The 25,081-nt window shown below is 53.8% G+C and carries 25 protein-coding genes and 3 pseudogenes; 11 read left to right on the forward strand and 17 right to left on the reverse strand.

Annotated elements, in window-relative coordinates:
• Positions 1–87: 87 nt before the first annotated feature.
• Entirely contained in the window at positions 88–726 is a 639-nt protein-coding gene (locus AC6I8B_RS02690) for an acyl-homoserine-lactone synthase (RefSeq protein WP_497816137.1), read from the forward strand.
• A gap of 14 nt (positions 727–740) precedes the next feature.
• On the opposite strand, the gene AC6I8B_RS02695 is transcribed toward AC6I8B_RS02690, so the two are convergent.
• Entirely contained in the window at positions 741–1,433 is a 693-nt protein-coding gene (locus AC6I8B_RS02695; protein ID WP_497816138.1) for a helix-turn-helix transcriptional regulator, read from the reverse strand.
• A 755-nt stretch (positions 1,434–2,188) separates the two neighbouring features.
• Here AC6I8B_RS02695 and AC6I8B_RS02700 point away from each other — a divergent pair.
• The 3 genes and pseudogenes from AC6I8B_RS02700 (at position 2,189) to AC6I8B_RS02710 (ending at position 3,899) form a co-directional block, all read left to right on the forward strand.
• Positions 2,189–2,545: pseudogene (locus AC6I8B_RS02700) on the forward strand (putative T6SS immunity periplasmic lipoprotein).
• A gap of 131 nt (positions 2,546–2,676) precedes the next feature.
• Positions 2,677–3,102: a hypothetical protein gene (locus tag AC6I8B_RS02705; RefSeq protein WP_497816139.1), complete on the forward strand. Its 426-nt coding sequence runs from the start codon at positions 2,677–2,679 to the stop codon at positions 3,100–3,102.
• 59 nt (positions 3,103–3,161) lie between these two features.
• Positions 3,162–3,899: a CDP-diacylglycerol diphosphatase gene (locus AC6I8B_RS02710; protein WP_497816452.1), complete on the forward strand. Its 738-nt coding sequence runs from the start codon at positions 3,162–3,164 to the stop codon at positions 3,897–3,899.
• 24 nt (positions 3,900–3,923) lie between these two features.
• Here AC6I8B_RS02710 and AC6I8B_RS02715 read toward each other — a convergent pair.
• Positions 3,924–4,187 (reverse strand): annotated as a pseudogene (locus AC6I8B_RS02715) (class II fructose-bisphosphate aldolase); the annotation flags it as partial.
• Positions 4,188–4,425: 238 nt separating this feature from the next.
• On the opposite strand from AC6I8B_RS02715, the gene AC6I8B_RS02720 reads away from it, so the two are divergent.
• From AC6I8B_RS02720 to AC6I8B_RS02730, 3 genes are read left to right on the forward strand one after another with little or no spacing between them, the layout of a single operon-like run.
• Entirely contained in the window at positions 4,426–4,941 is a 516-nt protein-coding gene (locus tag AC6I8B_RS02720) for a DUF2778 domain-containing protein (protein WP_010671743.1), read from the forward strand.
• On the forward strand, positions 4,922–5,443 hold the full coding sequence (locus tag AC6I8B_RS02725; RefSeq protein WP_033759772.1) for a hypothetical protein: 522 nt from the start codon (positions 4,922–4,924) through the stop codon (positions 5,441–5,443). The genes AC6I8B_RS02720 and AC6I8B_RS02725 overlap by 20 nt, the downstream gene beginning before the upstream one ends.
• 1 nt (position 5,444) lies before the next feature.
• Positions 5,445–5,930, forward strand: a complete 486-nt coding sequence (locus tag AC6I8B_RS02730) for an Hcp family type VI secretion system effector (protein WP_045140809.1) — start codon at positions 5,445–5,447, stop codon at positions 5,928–5,930.
• 231 nt (positions 5,931–6,161) lie between these two features.
• Here the strand turns inward: AC6I8B_RS02730 and AC6I8B_RS02735 are convergent, their stop codons facing one another.
• The 10 genes and pseudogenes from AC6I8B_RS02735 to AC6I8B_RS02780 all read right to left on the reverse strand — a co-directional run bounded on the left by AC6I8B_RS02735 (position 6,162) and on the right by AC6I8B_RS02780 (position 16,667).
• Positions 6,162–7,022: a ketose-bisphosphate aldolase gene (locus AC6I8B_RS02735; protein WP_010671740.1), complete on the reverse strand. Its 861-nt coding sequence runs from the start codon at positions 7,020–7,022 to the stop codon at positions 6,162–6,164.
• A 5-nt stretch (positions 7,023–7,027) separates the two neighbouring features.
• Positions 7,028–8,452, reverse strand: coding sequence for a PTS fructose transporter subunit IIC (locus AC6I8B_RS02740; protein ID WP_033759776.1), 1,425 nt, complete (start codon positions 8,450–8,452; stop codon positions 7,028–7,030).
• 107 nt (positions 8,453–8,559) lie between these two features.
• Positions 8,560–9,033 (reverse strand): PTS sugar transporter subunit IIA, encoded by a 474-nt coding sequence (locus AC6I8B_RS02745; protein WP_010671738.1) that lies wholly within the window; start codon positions 9,031–9,033, stop codon positions 8,560–8,562.
• A gap of 18 nt (positions 9,034–9,051) precedes the next feature.
• Positions 9,052–10,257 carry a BglG family transcription antiterminator gene (locus tag AC6I8B_RS02750; protein WP_320513883.1) on the reverse strand — a complete coding sequence of 402 codons (1,206 nt, stop codon included), beginning with the start codon at positions 10,255–10,257 and terminating at the stop codon, positions 9,052–9,054.
• Between the two features lie 174 nt (positions 10,258–10,431).
• A pseudogene (locus AC6I8B_RS02755) lies at positions 10,432–10,569 on the reverse strand (HTH domain-containing protein); the annotation flags it as partial.
• A gap of 276 nt (positions 10,570–10,845) precedes the next feature.
• Positions 10,846–12,237, reverse strand: coding sequence for a hexose-6-phosphate:phosphate antiporter UhpT (gene uhpT, locus AC6I8B_RS02760; RefSeq protein ID WP_010251526.1), 1,392 nt, complete (start codon positions 12,235–12,237; stop codon positions 10,846–10,848).
• Positions 12,238–12,389: 152 nt separating this feature from the next.
• Positions 12,390–13,718, reverse strand: a complete 1,329-nt coding sequence (locus tag AC6I8B_RS02765; protein WP_033787439.1) for an MFS transporter — start codon at positions 13,716–13,718, stop codon at positions 12,390–12,392.
• 9 nt (positions 13,719–13,727) lie between these two features.
• Positions 13,728–15,227 carry a signal transduction histidine-protein kinase/phosphatase UhpB gene (uhpB, locus tag AC6I8B_RS02770; RefSeq protein WP_497816140.1) on the reverse strand — a complete coding sequence of 500 codons (1,500 nt, stop codon included), beginning with the start codon at positions 15,225–15,227 and terminating at the stop codon, positions 13,728–13,730.
• Complete coding sequence (uhpA, locus tag AC6I8B_RS02775; protein ID WP_010251517.1) at positions 15,224–15,817, reverse strand: response regulator transcription factor UhpA; 594 nt, start codon at positions 15,815–15,817, stop codon at positions 15,224–15,226. The genes uhpB and uhpA overlap by 4 nt, the downstream gene beginning before the upstream one ends.
• Before the next feature lie 181 nt (positions 15,818–15,998).
• Positions 15,999–16,667 carry a YecA/YgfB family protein gene (locus AC6I8B_RS02780; protein ID WP_010671734.1) on the reverse strand — a complete coding sequence of 223 codons (669 nt, stop codon included), beginning with the start codon at positions 16,665–16,667 and terminating at the stop codon, positions 15,999–16,001.
• Between the two features lie 239 nt (positions 16,668–16,906).
• Here AC6I8B_RS02780 and AC6I8B_RS02785 point away from each other — a divergent pair, with 239 nt between their 5' ends.
• Together AC6I8B_RS02785 and AC6I8B_RS02790 are read left to right on the forward strand one after the other, a co-directional pair.
• Positions 16,907–18,160, forward strand: a complete 1,254-nt coding sequence (locus AC6I8B_RS02785; protein ID WP_061703602.1) for a serine hydrolase domain-containing protein — start codon at positions 16,907–16,909, stop codon at positions 18,158–18,160.
• 132 nt (positions 18,161–18,292) lie between these two features.
• Positions 18,293–18,799 (forward strand): RcnB family protein, encoded by a 507-nt coding sequence (locus AC6I8B_RS02790; RefSeq protein WP_022625353.1) that lies wholly within the window; start codon positions 18,293–18,295, stop codon positions 18,797–18,799.
• A 42-nt stretch (positions 18,800–18,841) separates the two neighbouring features.
• Here AC6I8B_RS02790 and AC6I8B_RS02795 read toward each other — a convergent pair whose 3' ends face one another.
• From AC6I8B_RS02795 to AC6I8B_RS02810, 4 genes are all read right to left on the reverse strand, one after another.
• Positions 18,842–19,954 carry an NAD(P)/FAD-dependent oxidoreductase gene (locus AC6I8B_RS02795; protein WP_157353448.1) on the reverse strand — a complete coding sequence of 371 codons (1,113 nt, stop codon included), beginning with the start codon at positions 19,952–19,954 and terminating at the stop codon, positions 18,842–18,844.
• A gap of 19 nt (positions 19,955–19,973) precedes the next feature.
• A complete protein-coding gene (locus AC6I8B_RS02800) occupies positions 19,974–20,735 on the reverse strand; it encodes an amino acid ABC transporter ATP-binding protein (RefSeq protein ID WP_157353447.1) in 762 nt (253 codons plus the stop codon).
• Complete coding sequence (locus tag AC6I8B_RS02805) at positions 20,728–21,534, reverse strand: amino acid ABC transporter permease (protein WP_010671730.1); 807 nt, start codon at positions 21,532–21,534, stop codon at positions 20,728–20,730. The genes AC6I8B_RS02800 and AC6I8B_RS02805 overlap by 8 nt, the downstream gene beginning before the upstream one ends.
• A 61-nt stretch (positions 21,535–21,595) precedes the next feature.
• Positions 21,596–22,408, reverse strand: coding sequence for an ABC transporter substrate-binding protein (locus tag AC6I8B_RS02810; RefSeq protein WP_031593265.1), 813 nt, complete (start codon positions 22,406–22,408; stop codon positions 21,596–21,598).
• A 193-nt stretch (positions 22,409–22,601) separates the two neighbouring features.
• Here AC6I8B_RS02810 and AC6I8B_RS02815 point away from each other — a divergent pair, with 193 nt between their 5' ends.
• Entirely contained in the window at positions 22,602–23,687 is a 1,086-nt protein-coding gene (locus AC6I8B_RS02815) for a LacI family DNA-binding transcriptional regulator (protein WP_061703604.1), read from the forward strand.
• Between the two features lie 149 nt (positions 23,688–23,836).
• Complete coding sequence (locus tag AC6I8B_RS02820; RefSeq protein ID WP_497817582.1) at positions 23,837–24,550, forward strand: GNAT family N-acetyltransferase; 714 nt, start codon at positions 23,837–23,839, stop codon at positions 24,548–24,550.
• A 16-nt stretch (positions 24,551–24,566) separates the two neighbouring features.
• On the opposite strand, the gene AC6I8B_RS02825 is transcribed toward AC6I8B_RS02820, so the two are convergent.
• Positions 24,567–25,070 carry a hypothetical protein gene (locus tag AC6I8B_RS02825; RefSeq protein ID WP_497817583.1) on the reverse strand — a complete coding sequence of 168 codons (504 nt, stop codon included), beginning with the start codon at positions 25,068–25,070 and terminating at the stop codon, positions 24,567–24,569.
• Positions 25,071–25,081: the final 11 nt, after the last annotated feature.

Consider the following 25,081-nt stretch of genomic DNA (forward strand, 5'->3'; position numbering starts at 1 on the left):
AAGTATAGAGTCTGCGCAGGTGTAATAAAAGCTGTCTTAAAAGACAGGGGGTAATGGTTCCCATGTGTGATTATCAGGAATGAATGAATGAATTCTGCTATTGAGTTTTTTTTGCGTGATTACGATGAATTTCCGCCAGAATTATCAACCGAACTCTACCGGCTCAGAAGAAAAACATTTCGTGAGAGGCTCGACTGGAAAGTCGAATGCATTGACGGCATGGAAAAGGATCAATTTGACAACGAAAATACGACTTACCTGCTGGGCATGCATAACGGGAAGTTGCTATGTGGTGCACGGTTTATAGATTCGACGCAGCCGACGATGATGAGCGAAATTTTTCATGAATATTTCGAGGGTATAAGTGGTCTCCCCACAGATATCCCCTGTTGTGAGATTAGCCGGCTGTTTTTAGATAAAGATAGACGTGACTCTGCAGGCCTGCATGGCTTGCCCGCCAGTAAAGTGTTATTCCTTGCAATGATTTTTTATTGCGTGAAGAGAAACTATCGGGGGATGTACGCTGTGGCAAGTCGCGGCATGTATGCAATATTTCGCCATGCAAACTGGAAAATAGAAGTTATTCAAAAAGGCCTTTCTGAAAAAGGGGAAGTTATCTACTACATTTTCATGCCTGCCAGCATGAGCATCGTGGAAGATATTATCACCAGGGACAAAGCCAGTGGCTGGCTTCGTGAGATGTCCCGGCATTTACGCCATCTTTAACCCGTAACGCTGGCTCAGTTGTCCAGCAGCCGGAGCTCCGTCCCTAGTTTTACCGCATGTGTGGCGTTATTCACTCCGAGCTTTTTCATGACGTTGCCCATATGAAATTTTACGGTGCGTTCCGCAATAGATAAAATGACCGCAACTTCGGCGTATGTTTTCCCGGCGCCGACCCACTTAAGTATTTGGCGCTCACGCGGTGACAAAAAAACGTTCTTTTTCTGATGGTGTTGGCTGTATAAGTTAAGCGTTTTCTGATGCAATTTAATAAGAAAAATAACTATTTTCGAACGATTTTTTTCCATGTCAATACCAGAATCTTTCTGACTGATAATGGATAGCAAAGCCAGGTTGTTCAGGTAGTCATGCAGAGGGAATGTCTGCCCCTGGAAAATATTATATTGAAAACTTTCATTGAAAATTCGCGTGAGATTGAAGCCGCCTGACAGAATGACGTTGTTTTCCCAAAAAAAATCTTCAACACAACGTAAACTCTGAATGATGACAGGATCAATAAACTGATACTTTCTTTCAAGGTATATATCGAACCAATCAGGGTTGTTATTAATAATACGCATCTGTGAAGGGTCTTTCTTGTTCATAATGGCGTAGGCATAGATAACACCCTTGTAATCCTCAAAGAATGCATTCAGTTCATTCTGGATTAACAAATTGATTCTTGTATCGTTGTAGTATGTATCCTTCACGTCAGTTTCTACCTCCGGGATGAGTGGATAAACCAGTATAATCCGCTTCGTTAGCTGTTGCTAATCGTATTTTAATCCAGCTAACGGACAGCGGAAATGACATCTGCCAGCAATATCCTGAATATTTTTGCTTTACAAAACGGATGGAAAGACCAGCTTACAAGACTACAGATGAATTATCGGGATTCACAAAAATCTGCGGGGACAGCAGGAACATTCGAATAATGATTCGCGATTTTAAGTTATTGCTGACTGGAGTGAACCGACAGCAGCATTTTTCATAACAAAACTCATGCTGGCAGGCGTAATTAAACAGGCACCGAGTCAGTATCTGGCTGCTGACGGTTTTTAAATCCTGATGCTCATGCTCCCCCTTTGGCTACCCGGCGTTACCGGGTCGTCAGTTCTGCTGCGCTAACCCCTGTGGCTTTCGGACATAGGGCCTGATGGCAAACGTTCAGGTCAACCCTGCAGCCGGTTTAACGCCTGCGCTTTCACTGGCCGTATAGGTGATGACAAGCGAGTGTTAATCAGCAGGAGGCACATCAGGTCGTGTAAGTAGGCCAGTAATCTGATTACTCTCCTGAACAGCAAGTCTCTATTTTAACTGACTATTGGTTACTACTGGTTTATGGGATGAGTAAGTGGTCTTTCTATCAGAGGCCAGGGCGCATGGGGATGTACAGGGGCAATGATATGTTGCAGGATGTCCCCACGCTTTCTCAGAAAATCGTAACAGGGAAGGGGCGTTAATCATGAAAAACAAGATGATGCTGGGTGTCGTATTTCTCTTAACGTGATGCCCTGGGCCTGGCGACCGAATGGTGGAGCGCGAATCTACAACGGCATTTATCAAAGACAAGCAAGTTTGTGTGGTGTCGCCACTGGAGCCACAAGAAAGGATTACTGCCATTCATATCAACAGTGATAAAAGCAACTCCCTTCACAAGGTTTTTGATGACAAACCTGTTTATGTTCCAAAAGGTGAGTGCCTTCCTGTGTTCGGATTTAAGTTCACAACTGGAGAACGTTACTATTTCGCCTGTGATGTTCAATCTGATAAATCAATATCGCATTTAGTCACTGCTGATTTTTCTTATCCAAAAGAATAGGGGGGCATAACGGCCCTTTGATTCTCATAAATGCACGCATGTCATCAGGCCAGGCTTAACGACTTCACATCTGCGGTAGTTAAGGTAGTTACCAATGATGGGACATCACTCTTATTCATGGGGGCGAGGCAATGAAAAACCTGTTTAAGTGGTCCGCACTTGTGGCTGCCACCGTCCTCATTCTTATTGGCTTGTTTGTCTGGCTTGTTGCATCGGGCTCTGATGAAACGACTGTCTACAAAGAAAATGACTTTTTCAGCTATCACACACTGACAGACAAGGACATTGAAAACGCGCCGCGTATAACGGACAACTACTATTTTGAAGCGCACCCTGGCGACGGTTACTCACCTTCAAATAGCATCGTATTTAAAGGGGCTACAGATACTGCATCGCTGCGTTCTTATCTCGAAAAGCTGGGATACGTGAAGCAAAATCGCAGTCTGGGTGAGAAAGAAATATGGGCAAGGCCTGATCAGTTGGATGGGGATCTGTTATATCTGTACTTTAATCCCACAACCCATGAGGTTGAGCTGACCAGGGTTCTGAATAATTGAGTCGCCTGAACGGGAAATTGTTGTGGCGATGCCGTTCTCTGCCGCTGGTCATCGCGCTGATGCTGACAGGATGCGCCCGCTCTGACGCGCTGTGGACGGTCACACATGACCTCTGCATGAATAACTATCACTACCGTCGCGATCCGGCACCCTGTCAGCAAATCTATCTGCCGCAGGACAGCACACAAGGCTACAGCATCATCCAGAATCCTCGCCACAGGCTGCACTTTATTCTGGTGCCCACGGTGGCGATGTCCGGCATTGAGAGCATCGCGCTGACGCGCCCCGGACGTCCCGACTATTTCGGCTACGCCTGGTTAATGCGTTATCGTCTGATGGCGGCCTATGGCGCTGAAGTGCCTGAGGATCGGCTCGGCATGGCGCTGAATTCCGCTTATGGCCGCAGCCAGAATCAACTGCATATTCATCTGACCTGCCTGCGGGAAGATGTCTATCGCCAGCTTCAGGCCGAGCGCCCCTTTATTCATAATGACTGGCGACCCTTGCCCGACCGTTTGCTGAACCACACCTACTATGCCCGTCGCGTTATGCAGCCGACGGCGATGGGGATCTATCCTGTCTCCTCCTTAGCACGCCATTTCCATCTGTCGCCGCCGCAGCTGGCAGAGTCTGGTGTGGCGCTCATCCCGGCGACGTTTTCGGGAGAAAAAGGGTTTATCCTGCTAACTACCCGGCGCGGCTGGGATAAGGGCAATCGGGCTTCCGTTGAGTCGCTGCTGGATAAACGCTGCGCTATTCTTTCAGCGCCGCCAGCTGACGTTTCAGTCGGGAAGTAACTAAACCTTATCACCCTTAATCCTTCACCGACAAAGCCACTCTGCTGTAATCAAATGCTCTGCCAGCAAGAACCCGACTGACGAGGACGATCGCCCGTGCATCGGTTTCGTAAACATTGAATCAGGTTCGTGTCCGCCCTGTTTCAGTTCCTGCTCCAATGCCACGAAAAATGCCTTCTTCATATCACTGGAAATATTGATTTTACCGACGCCATAACGAATTGATTCCGCGACCTCACTGTCTTTGTTGCCCGAACCGCCATGCAGTACATGTGGAATATTAATTAATAGTAAGCTTGTTACAAGCTTGTCATTTATACATGGTTGTTGAGCTATAACATCTCTGTTACTCTCAGGTTAAATAATAAGCCATAAACGCATATTAATTACATCTGTTAAGTGACTTATTGCTAACATAATCATCCTATTTCTTAAATTCAGACTTTTTCCAGGGAAAATTATTGCTCATTTTCTTTTCACCAGCGTAGGATAAGCGCACAAAGGATTATAGATGCAAGGATTATCAATGGCTCTACATGGAAAGTTTGTTATTAATGATGCTGACTACTCACCGTTATCCTTTCCGGGTGTGGGAACGTTTTTAGCGTTCTCTGGCAATGGTGCTTATCGTAATCGTGGTGCCTGTGGAATGATTCCTAAAGAGGGGCCTGTACCAGCGGGTAAATACTGGATTGTTGACCGTCCTGAGGGAGGCCTCCGATCACAACTAAATGCCGGTGTAAGGGATATTTATAATCATTTTGCCAGCGGTGCTACGTTCAGGCATTCCGAATGGTTTGCAATATGGCGGGATGATTGGGCAATTGATGATTACACCTGGGTTGATAGCGTTAAGCGTGGTAACTTTCGTTTGCACCCCGGCGTTCTTTCTGAGGGTTGTATCACACTTCCGCATGATTCTGATTTTTCCCTGTTACGCAATGCATTATTAAGGACCCAGAAAATAGAGGTTCCTTGTATGAGGAAGTTAAAGGCCTATGGAACGATTGAGGTAATTGCCAATGGCAAAACATGTCCTTAGTCTCTTTATAAAATTAGCGCTCTTTACTGTGATTATGCTGTTCGTTGCTAAAGAAGTTCCCTATGATGGATTAGTTGACTCTATAACAGCCTTATTTGATTTCCAAAGCGCTCTGAACGTTACCCATTTCATTCTGGGTGAACCTGACTTAGAGGCCTGGGAGTCGTTGCGAGATTACTTTTCTATTTTAATTAATACTCTAATCAGCATTCCGGTTATGAGTGCGATTATCACCCTTTTTAACGGCCTTACTCACAAAGTGAACCCATCTTGCCTCCCTAAAGAGTGGGCTTTCTCTACCGTGCGACGATTGATAAAAATAATCATTTTTGTAATGCTGCTTTGGTTATTCGTCCGCTTTGTACCTTACCAGGCTGTTTTTCCGGACATAGAAAAATTTTCAGATGTTGCTATGGCTGCACTTATGGCTTTCAACCTGATTTTAGCCATTTTCTGCTATTACTTTATTATGAAGAAATGCACATTCAAAAGGAGTTTGTAAAATGCCTATTCCAGCTTACATGTGGCTTAAAGATGACGGCGGTGCAGATATTAAGGGATCTGTAGACGTTCAGGATCGTGATGGTTCTATCGAAATTGTTGGCTTCAGTCACGGTTTAAATATTCCAGTGGATAGTGCCAACGGTAAAATCACCGGCAAGCGATCACACTCTCCCATTATGATTGAAAAAGAGTTTGATAGCGCCAGCCCATACTTATACAAAGCCGTTGCTACTGGTCAGACGCTGAAAAGTGCGGAGATTCGCTGGTATCGCATTAACAATGCCGGGCAAGAGGAATGCTATTTTGTTATGACTATCGAAGGGGTGAAGGTGACTGGCATTAATCCGGGGATGCCAAATGCTAAAATGGCAGGAAACTCGCAGATCAACCATATGGAAAGCCTTTCCCTGATGTACGACAAAATCACCTGGCGTTACGTTGATGGTAATGTGCAGTATACGGATGACTGGAATGTTCGGTCCTGAGATTAAAATCCTGTTTCCTGTGGTATAGCTAAGTTCTCCTTGGCAGTGAAGCACTAATTAAAACGTTACCGGGGTGTAATGGGGGATCTAGTGACGACCTCCATCCATGCTCGAAAAACGTTACGACCGCGTTATCCGGTTGTACAACATCTAAAAAAGGCACCTATTCATCGGTGCCTTTTCCCAGCCTCCCTGGCAGTCTTCAAGCCACCATCCACGCCACACAACCCCTTACCGATACAACGCCGCTTTCCCAACCGAACTAAATAGCGCCATCTTCGCCGCGACCACTTCACTTGCCGCCTGCATCGGTTTAACAAAGAGGGAATTAGGCTCGTGACCCCCAAGCTTCAGCTCCTGTTCCAGCGCCACGAAGAACGCCTTCTTCATATCGCTGGAGATATTGATTTTACCGACGCCATAACGGATCGATTCCGCGACCTCGCTGTCTTTGTTGCCCGAACCACCATGCAGCACCAGCGGAATATCAACCACCTTACGGATCTGCTGCAGGCGCTCGATATCCAGCTTCGGCTGCTTCCCTTTGGGGTAGAGGCCATGCGAGGTGCCGATGGCGACCGCCAGCGTGTCGGTGCCGGTCTCGCGCACAAAGGTCTCGGCCTGCTGCGGATCGGTATAGAGAATCTCGTTACTGCCGCCTTCGCCGCTGCCTTCCGCCACACCGATGGTGCCCAGCTCCGCTTCCACAGAGACATTAATCGTGTGCGCTATCTCGACAATCTTCTTCGTCAGCGCAATGTTCTGCTCGAAAGGGTGAGACGAAGCGTCAATCATCACTGAGGTAAAACCGGCGTAGATGGCTTTCATCACCTCTTCCAGCGAGCGGCCATGGTCCAGATGGATCACCACCGGCACGCGCGCCTGAATCGCCAGCGTCCGCAGATAGCCGATAAATTCCGGGCCGGTAAAGGCCATCTCTTCAGGATGGATCTCCAGAATCAGCGGTGAATCCAGTCGCTCGGCAGTCTCAACCGCCACACGTCCAAACTCCGCGCTGGCGATGTTAAACGCGCCAACGCCAAACTGATGCTGTCGGGCAACGCTGAGCAGATCTTTCATGTTGTAAAGCATAGGTTTTATCCTTGTTTTGCAGGAACGGAGATATCTTTTTTCAGGAACAGCAGGATCAGCGCTGTCAGCAAACTGCCTGCGGCAATCGCAAACAGATAACCCATGACATTGCTGATCACGTTAGGAATGAAGATGACGAAAATGCCGCCGTGCGGAGCGCGGGAAGCACAGCCCAGCATCATTGACAGGGCGCCCGCTAATCCGGAGCCCGCCACGATGGCCGGGATGACGCGCAGCGGATCGGCGACCGCGTATGGGATCGCGCCTTCGGTAATAAATGACAGACCGAGGATGTAGGTGACCTTGCCGGTCTCGCGCTCCTGCTCGGTAAACTTGCGGCGGAAGAGGGTGGTTGCCAGCGCGATGCCCAGTGGTGGCACCATGCCCGCCGCCATACAGGCGGCAATCGGCCCGTAGACCCCGCTCGACATCAGGCCAATCGCAAACATACAGACGGTTTTATTCAGCGGGCCACCCATATCAAAGGCCACCATCATGCCGAACAGCAGGCCGAGAATGGCCGCATTGGTGTTACCCAGCGAACTGAGGAAGTCGGTCAGCCAGCCGAGCAGCATTTTGATCGGCTCACCAATCAGCAGCGCCATTAGTGCGCCGGTCAGCAGCACGCTTAACAGAGGCACGATTAAAATAGGTTTCAGTCCGGCGACCGCTTTGGGCAGATGGATATGGTTATTGATCAGCAGCGTGATGTATCCGGCCAGGAAGCCGGCAATCAGCGCGCCGAGAAAGCCGGAGCCGGTGTGGATCGCCATCATCCCACCCACGGCGCCCGCCACGATGCCCGCTTTGCCGCTGACAGACTGGCTGATCCCCAGCGCCAGAATCGGTAGCATCAGGGCAAAGGCGGAACCGCCACCGATGTCAGAGAGCATCTTCGCTATCGGGCTGAAGTTCGCGTCCCCTGGTGTGGCCGCCGTAATCCCGAATGAAAAACTCAGCGCGATCAGAATGCCGCCCGCCACCACAAACGGGATCATCAGGTTCACGCCGGTGATCAGGTGCACATAAATCTCTGAAATCCAGGAACGGGAACCCGACGTCTCACGGGCACTGTTAGCCGGTTCCGATGCACTGGCCTGTGGGGCGGAGTCGGCAAGCCTCGGAGCCAGTTCGCCGTTAACAATGGCATTTAACAGGCCTTCAGCATCCTTCGCGGCACGGGTAACGGGCACCTCAATCACGTTTTTGTGCTGGAAGCGCGCCATCTCAACTTTTTTATCTGCGGCGATTAACACGACGTCCGCCCGATGAATATCGTCGTCGCTGAAAATATATTCGCTTTCAATCGCGCCCTGGGTTTCAACTAATACATTCAGGCCCAGTTTTTTAGCCGCTTTTTTTAAATTACTTTCGGCAAGGTAGGTGTGGGCGACACCTGTAGGACAGGCGGTAATGGCAATAATGTTCATAAATGTTCTCCAGTGAAAATTTTATATTTATGTTTTTCGGTCTGAAGGGATGGCTACAACCTGGAATACCTCCTTTATTTTTTAATTCATGCTGCTCTCCGGTTTATTCAGGCTCCCGATCGGGATAAGAGTAAATGAAACATCTCTTCGCGATGCGGGACATTAAGTAATTGCGCGACGACATCCTCATCGCCTAACGCAATGGATATTTTGGCGAGCATTTTGATATGGCCCACATCTTTATCGGACTCTTTTACCGCGAACAGAATCACCAGCCGGACTTTGGTGCCGTCGATGGTCTCCCACGGAATATCCTGGCGTAAACGACCCACGGCAATGCGGGTTTTGGCGACGGCGGCAGATTTGCCGTGCGGAATAGCAATATGATTTTCAAATCCGGTGGAGCCTAATTCCTCACGCAGATAAACATCTTTCAGGAAAGCGGCTTTATCAGTGACGGCCCCGGTCTGGCAGAGCAGATCGGTCAGTTGAGAAATAATCTGCTCTTTGGTCTGGCAATCGACATCGAGAATAATGCACTCTTCTTTTAATACTTCGTTAATAGCCACGGCTGTCGTCATTTTGCTTCTCCATTATCATTAATTAATCGAATTCGATACCAGACATTCTGTTACCCGTGCGATATCTTTCGCCGAGAACAGGGCAGAGACATACACCACCGGTTTTTCCAGTGGTTCCAGCCGGATGGTGGAAATCACCACGTCACACTCATGTCGTTTCAGGGAGTCAGCGATATTTTTCCCTGGCACGATGTCGATAATTTTCCAGTCGGGAAAGGCGCGGATAATCCGTCCGTAAAGCAGCTGCGAGGTGCCCAGACCGCTGGAGCAGACCAGTAATACCCGTTTTACCTTGATGCTGTTTTCGATGGCCGCCTGAATGTGCACCGTCAGATAAGCCACTTCGTCATCACTGATCTCATCCAGGCTGTACTCCTGCGTCAGCTGGCTGATCACCGCTTTCACGGCGGCGAACACCGTGCCCAGTTCGGTCTGAATATCATGCAGCAGCGGATTTTTAATCCGGATGTGATATCTGAGGCGGTTCAGCATCGGCTTGATATGCGAGGACAATGACGCCTGCAGGTTCTGGTCGGTGGTGATTTCAATGTTGATGCGCTGCGCCACCCGGGCGATCAGCGCCTCAGCAAAGCGGGTTTCACGTTCCGAAATCAGCGAGTCATCGTGCTGTGGTGACTCACCACCCGCCTTACCGGAGGAGACCAGATACTGATAGATGGAGTGAGACTCCTCGGCCACCAGTACCGTGTTGTAAGCGGTCTCAATACGTTCTATCACCGCCAGTGACACCTGCCAGGCGTGATGTTCGCTGACCCGGTTCATCGACACCGCGCGGGCGTCGGTCCTGTGCATCGGCGAGTGACTGCGGTGGATCAGCACCAGAATATGCGTAAATAAATTGATGTAGTAAGGATCGCTTATCGTATATTGCAGTTGCTGTTCAATAAAATTAATTAATTGCAGGGTAAAATGGACAGCCTGCTGACCAAACTTCTCTGAAAGCTCCTGCAGCGTGCTTTCATCCAGACGGCTTTCCATCATGTCCTGACGGTTATAAATCGATTTTAACACCAGCGCTTTCATCGCCATGCGAATATTATGGTCACTGCCTTTTATGCTGGTTCCGACGCGGCTTTTTAACAAGGTTAAATCAAACTGATGTAACCATGCTTCTAATGTTTTTAAATCATTCACTATCGAGGCGCGGCTGATAAAATATTTATCCGCCAGTTCGCTGATGGATGAACTTTTTGGTGACAGCATTAATAAATCCGACGCTATTTTCAGCATCCTGAAGTTACTGCTGAAATCATCCACCTCGGTTGAGAAAATCCGGCGCGCGGCTATTTCCGACTGCGCGTCAGCGAATTTAATTGTGATCCCTCTCCCACTTTTTCCGCTGAGATTGATTCCCTGGTCAGAAAGTTTTTCGTTAATGTCGGCAATATCGCGGCGTAGAGTTCTGGTTGTTATAGACGTTTTTTCTGAAATAGCGTGCAGGCTCACATAACTGTTATGAGAAATAAGCTGTCGCATAATCGTCAGTTGCCGTTCAGTCAGCGCCTTCATCATCATCAGGTTCCGCTTAATCCGTTATTCGCCTTGTCAGTTATCATCTAAGCAAAGGCACTATGCCATGTAAATATTAAAACATGGCCACAACTAAGTGGTCAGGCTGACCACCTGACAGTGAATTTCTTAAATAATCGGGGACGAGGTGAAAGAATAAGTGAAAGGGGATGGGAGGGTTTGGCGGGCTGACTGGCAGTGATCCGATTGGTGGGGCTACATCAATGGCTGAGGGCGGAACCTGGCGGGAAAGCCCGGCTTACGCCGGGCCTGATTCTATCTTTACGCCATCTTTAAACGCTGTAGCCGTTTCTCGCGGCGAATCTTACGCTCTTCCATCACGGCAACCAGCGCCATCAGGCAGATACAGGCGATAGCAGCGGCATCCAGTGCGGCAAAGGTGCCTGCCCAGCCGGTCAGGCCAAATATCGGCGTGCCGTCGGCAATCATGCCCAGGCCCAGTTTGGCGAAGCTGTCACCAATCAGATAGGCGAAGGTGCCTTTGATACCATCCGCTGCGCCAATCGCTTTTTTCGGTACAAAGCCGACTGCGGCGACGCCGATTAACAGTTGTGGGCCAAAGACCAGGAAGCCCAGAGCGAACAGCGACGCCAGATAAACATACTGGTTGCTGGCATGCTGATAGATCCCGAGCGTGGCAATAATAAGCGCTAACGCGACGCAGGCGACCAGCGCACGGCGGCCATTGGCCAGATCGGATAACCAGCCCCACATCAGCGTGCCCACCAGTGCGCCGACTTCAAACAGGGTAAACCCCTGAATCGCCACCTCTTTAGAGAGCTTCAGCTCCTGGAAGGCGTAAACCGTTGACCACTGATCGATCCCGATGCGCACCACATAGAGGAAGATGTTGGCGAAGCAGAGCAGCCAGATCACCTTGTTCTTCAGTACGTACTCAACAAAGATCTGCCATTTGGTCATCGACTCATCTTCAGCTTCTTTGTCCTCATCGCTCAGCTCTTCGTCAAACAACTCTTCGGCCTTGCCCAGGCCATAAGATTCCGGAGAGTCGCTGCCGTAGCGCAGGCCGATAAAACCAACAATCAGCGCGATAATAGAGGGGAAGATAAACATCCCAATTACGTGGCCGTTGAACAGCACATTGGCGCCAAACAGCGCAACGCCTGCCGCACCGGCACCGCCGAGGTTGTGGGAGATATTCCACATGCCAAGATAAGTACCTCGTTTGCGGCGCGGCGTCCACTTAGTGATGGTGGAGTAGCTACAGGAGCCGCCGGTACTCTGGAAGAATCCGCTTAAGGCATAGAAGGCGATCATCAGGAACAAACTGACGGAACCGGTGCCCATGCTGGCGCTGAAACCCAGCATACAGATGGCCGAGAGGATCAGCATAAACGGCAGGAACTGCTTGGTGTTTTTGCCGTCAGCATAATAGGAGACCAGGGTTTTCCCGACGCCATAGGTGATGGAGAAGCCCAGACCGATCATCCCCAGCTGCGTCATGCTCAGTCCGTAGGTGGTGATCATATCGTTCTGCGCGATATTGAAGTTTTTGCGGATCAGATACATGGTCAGGTAGCCGATAAAGACCACCAGATAGGACTGCATAAACGGCTTGAACCACATCTTGCGCCGCAGTTCGATGGGCAGATCCAGCGTCGGTCTGCGCACCTGTTTGAGGAATGCCAGCATGGAAGGGGATTCTCCTGGTTGGAATAGCTGCAATGGGCAGCGAATGGCTGGCATTGTAAAAACCTGCCGCCAGACTGGCCTGAGACAGCATCCAGGCGAAACCAGGAAAATTTCTTAGTTTTGCCCCACTCGGGGCAAAAAGGAGAGGCGTATCACGCTTCAGGCAGGGGGCGCGGTGCCTGAGCATTTAAAAACGGCAGCAGCAGCAGGGCGGATATCCCCGCCGCCGTGGCAATCACCGCAAAGAAGCCGCTCCAGTGCCAGACGTCGATAACCCACGCCAGCGGCCAGCCGGAGAGTGACGCGCCAAGATAGGCGAAAAGACCGACGAAGCCGGTTGCCGCGCCTGCCGCATCTTTATGGGAACATTCGGCTGCCGCCATACCAATCAGCATCTGCGGGCCGAAGACAAAGAAACCGGTAGTAAAAAAGCAGGCTGCCTGCATCACGTAACTGGTAAAGGGCATCAGCCACAGTGAGCCGACGGAAAGCAAAATCCCGGCTGCAAAAATCAGGTTCATCGGGCCACGGTTGCCGTTAAACAGCTTGTCCGAGCCCCAGCCCGCGACCAGTGCGCCTATCACACCGCCCAGCTCAAACAGGGTGACTACCGAGTTGGCCGTGACCAGATCTACCCCCAGCGTGTCGGAGATGTAGAGATTTCCCCAGTCATTAAGCGCTGCGCGAACCACATAGACCAGCACGTAACAGAGTGACAGCAGCCAGATGTAGGGGTTGAATAGCACGTAGCGGGTCAGGATCGCTTTGCGACTCAGACCTGCGCCTTCCTGCTGCTGCGCCATCTCCATCTCATCCTGTCGCCAGTCGCCTACCGCGGGCAGGCCGACAGTCTGAGGCCGGTCGCGCAGACGCCAGCAGAGAAACAGTCCGGCGAGGATCGCTAAACTGCCCGCAATCATCATCCCGATTCGCCAGCCATAGTGCAGCGCCACTGCACCGATAACGATCGGGATAACCGCACCGCCAACGTTGTGCGCGGTGTTCCATAATGCCCACCAGCCGCCGCGCTCGTTACGTGAATACCAGCTGGTCAGCAGGCGCGCGCAGACCGGCGCGCCCCAGCCCTGGAAAAAGGCGTTGATGGTCCACAGCAGCGCAAAGGCCCACAGTGAGGTCGAGAAGCCAAACAGGATATTGACCACGCCGGTAGCGATCAGCCCCAGCCCCATAAAGTAACGGGCGTTGGAGCGGTCACTGACGATGCCGGAGAAGAACTTCGACAGGCCGTAGGTGATGTAAAATAGCGTCGCCAGCAGGCCGATATCGGTGCGCATCATCACGCCGCTGGCGATCACTTCCGGCGCTGCCGCATTGAAGCTTTTGCGGGTAAAGTAGAACAGGGCATAGCCGATCCAGATGGTCGACATGATGTGCCGTCGCCAGTAGCGATAGCGGGTGTCAATCTCACTTTTGTCCTGCAGCGGAGCGGCGTTAGCGGGCGTTTTCAGAAAGTTAAACACGGTGGTTCCTCAGGCCATACGCAGCGGCAGATGCACGCTGACGCGGGTTCCATGGGTGCAGGAGATAGTCAGCGATCCGCCCAGCGCACTCACGCGTTCGCGCATCCCGACCAGACCAAAGCTCTGCTGACCGGAACCTGGCGGCAGACCGCAGCCATCATCTTCAATCACCAGCAAAACGCGACCATCCTGTTGCCAGCCTTTGAGCGTCACGGCGCTGGCGCTGGCGTGTTTCACAATGTTGTTCAGCCCCTCCTGACAGACGCGAAACAGCGTGACGCGCTGCGCTTCGCTCAGCAGCGTCTCATCAATACGCCACTCAAGGTGACTGACGATGCCACAATCCTCCAGCTCCATCTCACGCATCAGAGAGCGAACTGCCTGTTCAAGTGACAGGTCATCTAGCTGGCGGGGTCGCAGACGTCCCAGCAGTCGCCGCACTGAATCGTAGACACCCAGTGAGAGCTGCTCAATATGGACGCCGCTCTGGATCACCCGGCCATTATCCGGCGCAAGGCGCTGCACAATGCCCGCCTGGGTGCGGATTGCCGTAATCGTCTGACCGATATCATCGTGCAGTTCGCGTGCCACCTCCTGGCGCACATTCTCTTCTGTCTCGACCAGCCGTTCCGCCAGGCGCCGGTTGCGCGCCAGCTCACTCTGCAGCGACTGATTCAGCTCGCGCAGCCGCTGGATACCGGCACCCAGCAGCAGGCCGGTCAGGCTTTGTGCCAGTAGCGAAAGCAGGAGATCGACCGGATGATCGTGCCAGGTCTGGCTGGCGATCAGCGCGATAGCGTTCATCAGCGTCGCGATCAGTGCACCCTGCCAGCCGTAGTGCCAGGCCAGCGCAATAATCGGCAGCGCCAGACAGAATGGCGTAAAGCGCGACAGTTCAGCGGGCAGGCCAAGCTGCAACCACAGACTGATGACAAACAGCAGCAGATACCAGATAAGATGCCGGGCGCGCCAGTTGACCGGTTGCGAGACCAGCGCCGGTCCCAGCGGCTGCCAGCGGGTGCTGGTGAGGTAGTGCCAGATGACCAGGCAGGTCGGGGCCAGCGTCAGACCACCGGTGAGCGTCAGCAGCAGGGCGTTCAGCATCTCCTGCTGTCCCGCCCACGCCAGGGATTGCAGCAGCGCTGCGGCGATCAGAGCCGCGCCCTGGCTCAGCAGCGTGCGCCAGTCACGCTGATGGCGGTAATGGGAGATCAGCGCCACCGGCAGCAGCGTCAGTACACTGCCTGCCATTAACAGCGGCAGATGCGCCAGCGCGACCACCTTCGCCAGCCAGATCAGCATGATCCACTCAGCTGCCAGCAACACCGGCCAGTAAGCGCGTGGACATTGCAGCATCAGCCCCAGACGCAGGCCAAACGGGAATAGCAGCACCGCCAGCTCCGGGCGTTCCACCAGGTGCAGGCTGATACTCCACAGGCAGAACCAGGCCGCCGAGAAGATGAAAAAGCTGGCGACAACGGAGATCAGCCGCGAAACACAGGGGCTCATTGCCAGCCATCAAACATGCGGCGCGCCAGCTCCACATCATTGCTGACGCCGAGCTTCTCCATCAGATTCGCGCGATGGACATGTACGGTTTTCGGTGAAAGCGCCAGCTCAACGGCAATTTCCTTTACCGCCATGCCCTGTGACAGTTTTTCCGCCACCTGACGTTCGCGTCGGGTCAGCGGGTCCTGCCGACCGGCGGCCAGCTTGATCGCAATCTCTGGTGTCAGATAACAACCGCCTGTGGAGACGGTGCGCACCGCCGCGATCAGCTCATCGGGACGACAGCGTTTAGAGAGGAATCCGCGCGCACCGGCATTAAGCGCCTGCTCCACCAGGGCCGGACTGTCATGGACTGACAGCATGATGGTGGCCAGGCCCGTCGGCAGCTTGCTCAGCAACTCCAGCCCGGAGAGATCCGGCATCGAAATATCGCAGATACAGACCTGAACGCCCCGGCCCGGTAAACCTGCCAGCGCCTCACGGCCAGAACCAAATTCCGCTACGACCTGGAAATCCGATTCCAGGCCCAGCAACTGGGCAAAGCCGGAGCGGACGATAAGGTGATCGTCAATAAGCGCGATGGTGATCATGTTTATTCCTGGCGGGTAAAATCGCGCTTACCTTAGCGATAAGCACGAAGCTGTTCAAGTCGTGAGCAGTCTATTCAGGTAAGGGAGTGGGTAGAGTGATGCAGGTCAAACTGTCGTGGATCGTGAGAGAAGCATGCCGGACTGAATCGCCGCCCGGCAGATCGTGAGGCTAAGCAGCCGATCAGTGCAGACAGCACTGCTTATATTTTTTGCCGCTGCCGCACGGGCAGGGATCGTTGCGGCCGGGCAGCTTCTCTGCCGCGACAGGCTTCTGGGGAACGGGAATCGCTTCTGGCTGGGAGATCCAGTGATCGTGCAGCGCCAGCGCAGCAGGACGAATAGCTTCAATGCTGGCTTCCATCTCGTCCGGCGTCATGGCATCGATCTTTTCAAGATTCTCTTCCACGCCGTGCAGAGCGATGGCGTCCAGCGCGGGTTGCAGGTCCTGCGGCAGGGCAGTCCAGTCGGTCAGCGCGACACCGCGCATGTAGCCGAAGCACCACTCTTCCACCACGGTAAATTCCAGACCTTCCATTTCACGGATGCCAAACAGCGGTTCGAACTGCTCAGGGAATTCAGATAAGCGGTCAGCCACATCATTCATATGCTGGAAGCAAAGCGACATAAAGCGCGTCATTTCACGCTCGTTGCTCCATTTTGGGATCTGCTTCTCGCCACCCCACAGTGCCACCAGCCACTGGCTTGGCTCGACGGTGACGGGACCGGAGAGAACGGCAGTCAGCAGGCCGTCGAGCTCGGAGACATCAATAATCGATGCTTCGCTGCCATATTTTTCCAGCATATCTTCCAGCCATTGCAGCTCTTTTTCGGACAGTGGGCCTTCTTTCATGCGGTTGCCTCCCGGGCATTTCAAAATTTCAGCGGCGTTGAGCCTTAAAACCGCAGCAGTGTACACCCTTGTGGACTGCAACACAGCTAACCCTGTTCGGGCGAGCTGCGGTGATTAAACCGCGTTTAGCACCACTTTCACCCCGTTGTGCAGGCGATAGCCCACAGCACTTTATGGTACATTTTTGCGCTCCAGCCAGACAGTTACGTGTTAAATAATAATAAGTAAATGATTAATATATGAAAAATGGATTTACTGGCAGGCCGGCTGTTGCAGTCTCCCTTGCACGGCTGACCCCTGGTGGCCAGTGGATCAGCAGATTAATGACGCGATTCATGCCAGCCTTTATCTTCCTGCTGGCGGGATGTGGAACCCTGTCGCAAACCTCCGCCCCGGTGGGCGACCGCGTTTATCTGACACACGCCACCTTTCATGAAAATGTCGACGACATCGTGCAGCATTACATGCAACAGAAGCAGGTTCCCGGCATCAGCATTGCGGTCATTCATCGCGGTGGCCCGACCCGCTATTACGCTTTTGGCGTCACCGATCGTGTGCATCGCTATCCGATCACGCCCGATACCCTGTTTGCGCTGGGATCGCTGAGTAAAGGCGTGACGGCAGAAGTGATTATCCAGCTGGTTGATCAGGGTAAGCTGCGCTGGAGCGATACACTGGCGGATCTTCTGCCGGAAGGCGTTCGCCTCAGCGCTGACGCGCGGCGCATCACGCTGCTGCAGCTGGTGACGCACACCTCGGGTCTGCCGCGACAGGATATGGATCTGACGATGCTGCAGCAGTTCGTTCGTTATCTGGACACCGGCGAGAACTTCTATGGCAATCTTGATAGCGACAAGCTGCTGAGTTATCTGGCGGACTTCTCTGCACCTGCGGTACGCATGCCACACTACTCTAACCTCGGCTATGCGCTGCTCGGTTATATCCTGCGCACGCGTTGTCATCAGGATATTCAGACGCTGGCATCACAGCTTATCTTCACACCGTTAAAGATGAACCAAAGCAGTTTTGTACCGGAAACGCTGGCGGGCTATCCGCTGCGTGCGCTGGGCCATGCAGGCGATCAGCCGAAATTTATTCGCCGCGGCACGCTGACGCCTGACTGGCATTTTCACGGCAACATGGTGGCCGCGGCCAGTCTCTACAGTAACGCGCGCGATCTGAGTGCTTATTTGCGCGCACATCTCAGCGCTACCGGTGATGCTGCGCGGGACCGGGCTTTCGCGGCGGTAGATCAGGCGTGGTATCAGCAGGGCGCGCAGGCGCAGAATATCGCCTGGGTGACCGACACTTTCGAAGAGCAGCAGATTACCTATCAGGTGGGCTATATCGGCGGCTATGCCAGTTTTATCGGCTACGATAAACGTAACGGCAATGCGATTGTGGTGCTGCAGAACGGCTTTAACTGGAGTAACTATTTAGGCATTGCGTTGTTGGTCGATCTGGCAACTCAGGATAAAGTGGTCGGACAGTGATCCGCTACCTGGCCTGTGTGCAGTAAAGTGAATAGCGCTGTTTTTCCTTACACATAGCGTCAGTGCGCCGGAACTGAAGTGCGATAAACATTGTCTTTAGCCTGACTGTCAAAATTCAACGTGGAAATCATTATGCGCAGGACTCAACGTGTACTTTTATCAATGGGATTACTGGTTGGCTCGCTGAGCCTGATCCCCGCTGTACAAGCCGCTGGCGAAGCAACGGATACCGTTCCGCCACCGCCGCAGATTCAGCCTGCTAATCCGGATGCGCAGCCCGCTACGCCTGATACGGGCAGCGTTCAGCCGGATGCCGGTGCCGCGCAAAGCCAGGCGCCGACCAGCTCACAATCTAATGATGGTATTACGCCGACCACGCCGGCACCTTCCAACGGCGCGCACCCTAATTACGACCTCAGCACCATCATCATCGACTACAAACAGTACCAAATCGGTGACACAGTTCCAGAGAAGTACACCGATAAAACGTACACCATCAATGAGTGGCAAAAGCGTAATCTGCCTGCTCCGCAGGAAAATACCCACTGGGCCTATATCAACGCCAATTACATTCTTATTACCAATGACACCGGTAAAATCGTCATGGGTAAATCGGGCGATATCTTCTTCCGCGGTTAAAATAAGCGGTAAAAATCAGCCGGTCGTGATGACCGGCTTTTTTTAGCTGAAACGCTCAGCACCAAAGCTTGCCAGCATCGGATGCTTTTCACCGCTTACAATCTCCTCCGCCAGCAATTCACCGACAATCAGCGCCAGGGTTGCACCCGAATGCGTGAACGCCACATAACAGCCCGGCACCTTCTGCAGTTGCCCCAGTACCGGATCGCCATCGCCCGGAATCGGCTTCAGGCCAATTTTCCAGCTCTGGACGCTGAGCGGCTCGTCACCCCGTAACAACTGACTCGCTTCCTCGGCCAGCTTTGCTACAACCTGCTTATCAATATGGTAATCGCCTCCGGCCAGCTTCTGGATATCAGCCTCGTACCAGTCATGATCCAGGGCGTAACGGTTGCCGGGGTTTGGCCGGATGGCGGCGCGAGGCGTGTTCAGCACCGCCTTGAGTTCATGTTTGCCCGGCTCAGTGATCACCAGCATGGAGACGGGCGATCCGTTGGGAATCGTCACGCCCAGTGGCGCAATCACATCCGGTGTCCAGGGCCCGCAGGCGACCACCACCGCATCTGCCTGTAGTTCACCCAGCTCACTGCGAATGCCGCAGGCCCGGCCATTCACTGTGATCACACTGGCTTTACCGGCGTGTTCAATCACTTCACCACCCCGCACCCGGAACTGATTCACCAGATACTCTGACAGGTGCGGCAGACTGACCCAGCCTTCACCGGGGTTAAATATCGCCTGCGACGGCAGCGCGTCAGGATCGATCGTCGCATCCGCCTGCGCCACGTTATCAGGTGTCATGAGTTGTGAGTCGTAGCCGTGTGCTTTCTCATAGGCGTGCCGCGCCTGCGTTCCGGCTGCATCATTGCTGAACCAGCAGACCCCGCCATCAAAACGCAGCCAGTCGAGGGTAGGTTGTTGAGCAAACAGGGTGCGATAGCGATCAATGCCCGCCATGCGCAGCGCGTGATAGGGGCGGGAGCGTTCACCCGCCGAGTTGAGCCAGGAGAGTGAACGTCCCGATGCGCCAGAACAGAGCGCGGCTTCGGTCACCAGCGTCACCGCCGCTCCCCGTTTTGTCAGCTCCAGCGCCGTCGAGACACCTATTACGCCACCGCCCAGTACAACTACTTTCATTTCAGTTTTTACCGCCATTATCAGGTTCCTTGCTCAGTTACAGCACTTCAGAGAGAAAACGTTGCAGTCGCGGCGACTGTGGCGTATCAAAAATGGCGCCCGGCGGCCCGGCTTCAACAATCTCGCCTTCGTCCATAAACACCACCTGATCCGCCACTTTGCGCGCAAAGCCCATTTCATGTGTCACCACAACCATCGTCATGCCGCGACGACAGAGATCCGCCATCAGCGTCAGGACACCTTTCACCAGTTCGGGATCGAGCGCAGAGGTCGCCTCATCAAACAGCATGACCTCGGGATCCATCGCCAGCGCGCGGGCAATCGCGACACGCTGCTGCTGGCCGCCGGAGAGATCGCGTGGCCAGTGATCGGCGCGCTGACCCAGACCCACTTCTTCCAGCCGCTGACGCGCAATCGCCATCGCCTGCGCTTTGGGCAGGCCTTTAACCCGCCACGGTGCCAGCGCCACGTTCTCCAGCGCGCTGTGATCGGGGAAGAGATTGAAATGCTGAAACACCATGCCGATCCGTAACCGCAGCGCATCTGGCTTGTCGCGCAACACTGACCGATCAGCCAGAAGTACATCCCCCGATTGCGGTTCATGCAGCCGGTTGATGCCGCGCAGCAGCGTCGACTTACCCGAACCGGATGGCCCGATAATGCAGGTGGTGCTGCCGGGCGCGACCCGCAGCGAGACGTTACGCAACACCTCAATCGGGCCATAAGCCAGAGTCAGATCGCGCAGCTCCAGGCTGGCACCGTGCCAGCTCGCGGCAGTGGTGCTGTTCAGGTTATTCATGGTTGCCTCCGATCCGGGGATGAGTGACCAGTGCGCCGCCGGGCGCTCTGACTTCCTCCACCTCTTTTAAGCCACTTTGCGGGGCAGTCAGGCGACGTCGGCCGGTGCGATAACGCACATCGACATAGTTGACCATGTGCGTCAGCGGCACAGTGATAATCAGATAGAACAGCCCTGCCAGCATCAGGGGCGAGAGGTTGCCGGTGAGCACCGCCGCGTCCTGGCCCACGCGAAACAGTTCCCGTTGTTGTGTCATCAGGCCCAGCAGGTAAACCAGCGAGGAATCTTTAATGATGGCGATGAACTGGTTAACGATGGCGGGCAGTACGCGGCGGATCCCCTGCGGGATCACCACCAGTCGCATTGCCCGGCCATAACTCATCCCCAGCGCCCGGCAGGCTTCCATCTGGCCGCGTTCAACACTCTGAATACCGGCGCGGAAAATCTCGCCCATGTAGGCGCTGGCGATCAGGCTAAGGGCGAAGATCCCCAGCGGATAGGGCGTAGGACCGAACAGCTGATAGCTGAAGCGCGCCAGGCCCTGACCAATCAGCAGAATGGTCAGAATCGATGGCAGACCGCGGAACAGATCGGTATAGAGCCGGGCAGGCAGACGCAGCCAGCGTGAGGGCGAGATGCCCATCAGCGCCAGCAGAAGGCCGAATAGCGTGCCGAGCAGCGTTGCCGCCAGCGAGATAATCACTGTATTGACCAGCCCGGTGGTCAGCATCTGCGGCAGTACTTCCATCATTGATGGAAAATCAAAGAAGGTGCGGGAAAGAATCGTGAGCAAGTCCATCGCCGTCTCCATGCAGGGTGGGGGATCCCCCGGTTAACTCAGGACGCGAACGTCCGCATCTTTACTGCCCGCCAGGCAGATACTGTTTTGGCATCGGCGATCCGGGGAACCACTTCTGATAGAGCCGTTGCCAGGTGCCATCCTGCATGGCTGCTTTGATGGCACTGTCCAGCGCGGCCTTGAAGGCGGGTTTGCCTTTGGCAATGGCAATGCCGGCCGGTGCATCAAACGAGGGGATGTCGGCAGCAGAGACCAGCTTAAAGCGGTCGGCGTAGCTTTTTGCCGCCTCGTAGTCGAGGAAGATTGCGTCGAGCGTACCGTTATTGAGCGCAGAGACTGCGCTGTTGTTATCCGGGAAGCGCACGAGATCGGTCTGGGTGAAGTGTTCGACGGCATAGCTCTCCTGCAGCGTACCCTGAACCACCCCGAGCCGGTGTTTTGCCAGGCTGGCGACATTCTTCACGCCGCTGTCGTGGCGGGTCAGCACGGTGAGAAATCCCGCCAGATAGCCGGTTGAAAAATCCACCGTCTTTTCACGCGCAGGGGTGATGCCGATAGCCGCTACCGCCGCGTCATACTGACCGTTGGCCACCGCCGGCATGATGGCCGAGAAGTCCTGTCCAATAAAATCGACCTTATCGATCCCGATACGATGGGCGACATCTTTGAAGAATTCGACGTCAAAGCCGGTGAACTGACCGCTGGCATCCGTGAAGGTGTAAGGTTTTGAGTCGCCGACGCTGGCGATGCGTAGCTGACCCGGTTCGATCAGCCCATAGGGATTGTTATCACTGGCAGCCAGCGTACAGAACGACAGTGAACAGAGTGCGAGCGTGGTGCCGAGCAGTTTGCCCAGGGTGGTTTGCGATTTCATAGCTCATCCGTTTTTGCAGGTTTAAACATCAGAGACTGTTGAGCCAGCGATTATTATTGAGACCGGTCTCAACACAGGTGACACCTTAAGGCACTGATGTTGTGAGACCGGTCTCAAGGGGTTACAATGAGTTTAAGCACAGCCTTTTTTCGGCGTCAATATTCCTGTCATCAACCTGTGATTCAAAATAATTATGACCAGCCAGAAACGACAATCTAAAGCGCCCACCGTGGCGGATGTGGCGCGCGCAGCAAAAGTATCCAAAGCCCAGGCGGCGCGTGCGCTGGGTGGCTATGGGGCGGTCAGTGATGAGGTGCAGGAGCGGGTCAACAGCGCGGCCTCCGCGCTGGGCTACCGTCTGAATGCTCTGGCCCGCAGTATGAACACCGGACGTTCCAATACCATTGGTGTGATTGTCGGCGACATTGAGAATCCCCATTTCGGTCTTGCGCTGCGCGGCATGGCGGATGTGGCGCGCACTGCCGGTTACCATCTGCTGCTCAGTAACAGCGATGAGAAGTTGCAGGCTGAGCAGGATGCGGTGCGGGTGATGCTGGAAAAGCGGGTCGACGGCATCATCGTTGCGCCCTGCTGTTCAGAACACCGTCACAACAGTCACCTGACTCAGGTACTGGAAGAGGGCAGAGCGCTGAAATTATTTGATCGCGCAGTAACTGACCTTGATGTGGAGGCGATCTGTTGCGAATTTACCGAAGTGGCTGCAGAAGCAACCTCGCAGTTACTGGAAGCGGGCCATCGCCACATCGCTTATATCACCAGCATGGCACTGGCAACCGACTACAGCACACCAGGCGATTTTGGCCTGACGCCGGTCGCCCAGCGCGTGGGCGGCATGATGCAGGCATTTGCTGCCGCGGGCGTGGAATTTGATCCGACGATGGTGAAAGTGAATGCGCTGGACGAAGCGGAGATTGCCCGTATCGTGGCCGAGCTGTGGCAGCGTCCGCAGCCGCCTACTGCGCTGGTGGCTTCTGACAGCGTGGTGGCGATGTGGCTGCTGCGCGAAGTGACGCAGCGCGGACTGCGAATCCCTGCCGATCTCTCATTCGTGATGTATGACAATTTTCCGTGGAGTGAGATTGTCACGCCACCGCTGACGGTGGTGGCGCAACCGGTGTATGAGATGGGCCGTGAAGCGGCACGACGCCTGATCGCAGAGATACGCGGCGAAGCCGTCGGACCGATGCCGCGCTTTGATGCCCGCCTGATGATTCGCCAGTCCATTGCCGCACCGGCCAGCCTCATCAGTGGGAAATAATAGGGTTAACCCGGCCAGCCCGGTAACCGGTATATCGCCTGGCTGATGCGTTCGCAGGCAATGGGTCTATCATTTTCGCCAGTTTTGGTCCTTTTTTATCAATTATGATCGTGGCAATCTGCAGAGATAATCTGCAGCCAGGAGGCAACATGTCACAACATACCAATCAGTACGGACAGCCGGTCGGTGAGCCAATGCCAGACTGGCAGCCCCGGCCTCTTCCCCAGCATCAGGTTTTTACTGGCGAAGTTTGTCGGCTGGAGCCGTTCAGTGTGGCGCGTCATGCTGAGGCACTGTTTGAGGCATGGGCGCTGGCTGAAGATGGGCGTGACTGGACTTACCTGCCTGCCGGTCCCTTTACCGAACGTCCGGCATGGCAGGCGTATGCCGCACAGCTTGAAGTGAGCCGCGATCCGCTGCATTTTGCCGTGATCGATCTCGCCACCGACCAGGCGGTGGGTAGCCTGTCGTTAATGCGCATTCAGCCTGAACATGGCGTAATGGAAGTCGGGCATGTCATGTTTTCGGCCCGGCTGAAACAGACCCGCATGGCAACGGAGGCGCATTTCCTGCTGATGCGTTACGCCTTTGAGACGCTGGGTTATCGCCGTTATGAATGGAAATGTGATAGCTGTAACGCCCCTTCCCGTAAGGCGGCGGCACGTCTCGGTTTTCGGTATAAAGGCGATTTCCGTCAGGCGATCGTCTACAAAGGACGTTCACGTGACACCAGCTGGTTCTCGCTTATCGATAGCGAATGGCCGCAGGTGAAAAAGGGCCTGAAGCGCTGGCTGGCGGAGGAGAACTTTACCGCCGACGGTCAGCAGCGCGAAAAGCTGGAGGCGCTGCGCGACAGACCCTGACAGGGTGATAACGGGATCACATTAAAATATCTTTCAGGACCGCCGCCAGCAGGGTGGTGGTCATGAGAATAGATAACCGTTTGATCCAGCGCATATCGGTGGTCAGGGTAACAACGTCATTTCTGAGGCTGTCCACAGCCGAAGTTAATCGGAAATTCATTTCACTGAGAGCGACATCCAGCTTATCCACCTTGGCTTCTAACTGATTAAAACGGATGGCCAGTTTGTCCGTTTTTCTTTCAACATGGCCAAGCCGCTCGTCTATCTGATGTACTTTTGTTGTGAGCTGACCAAGCCGCTCATCTATCTGATCGACTTTGGTTGTAAGCTGCCCGAGCCGAATGTCTATATGGTTGGCTTTGGTCTGAATCTGACGGAGTTGCTTTCCAACCTGCCCGCCGGGCTGCCTCTGCTGCATATCAGTAAACACCTCCACCATCGCCTCCGCTTGCTGATCGTCGATCCCTGCCTGTTGCAGCGCTTTAAAGGCTTTGTGGGTACTCATCATTGTGCTTGTCATCACGACACCTC

The sequence above is a fragment of the Pantoea sp. X-Soil-ISGK-285 genome, assembly GCF_059730815.1.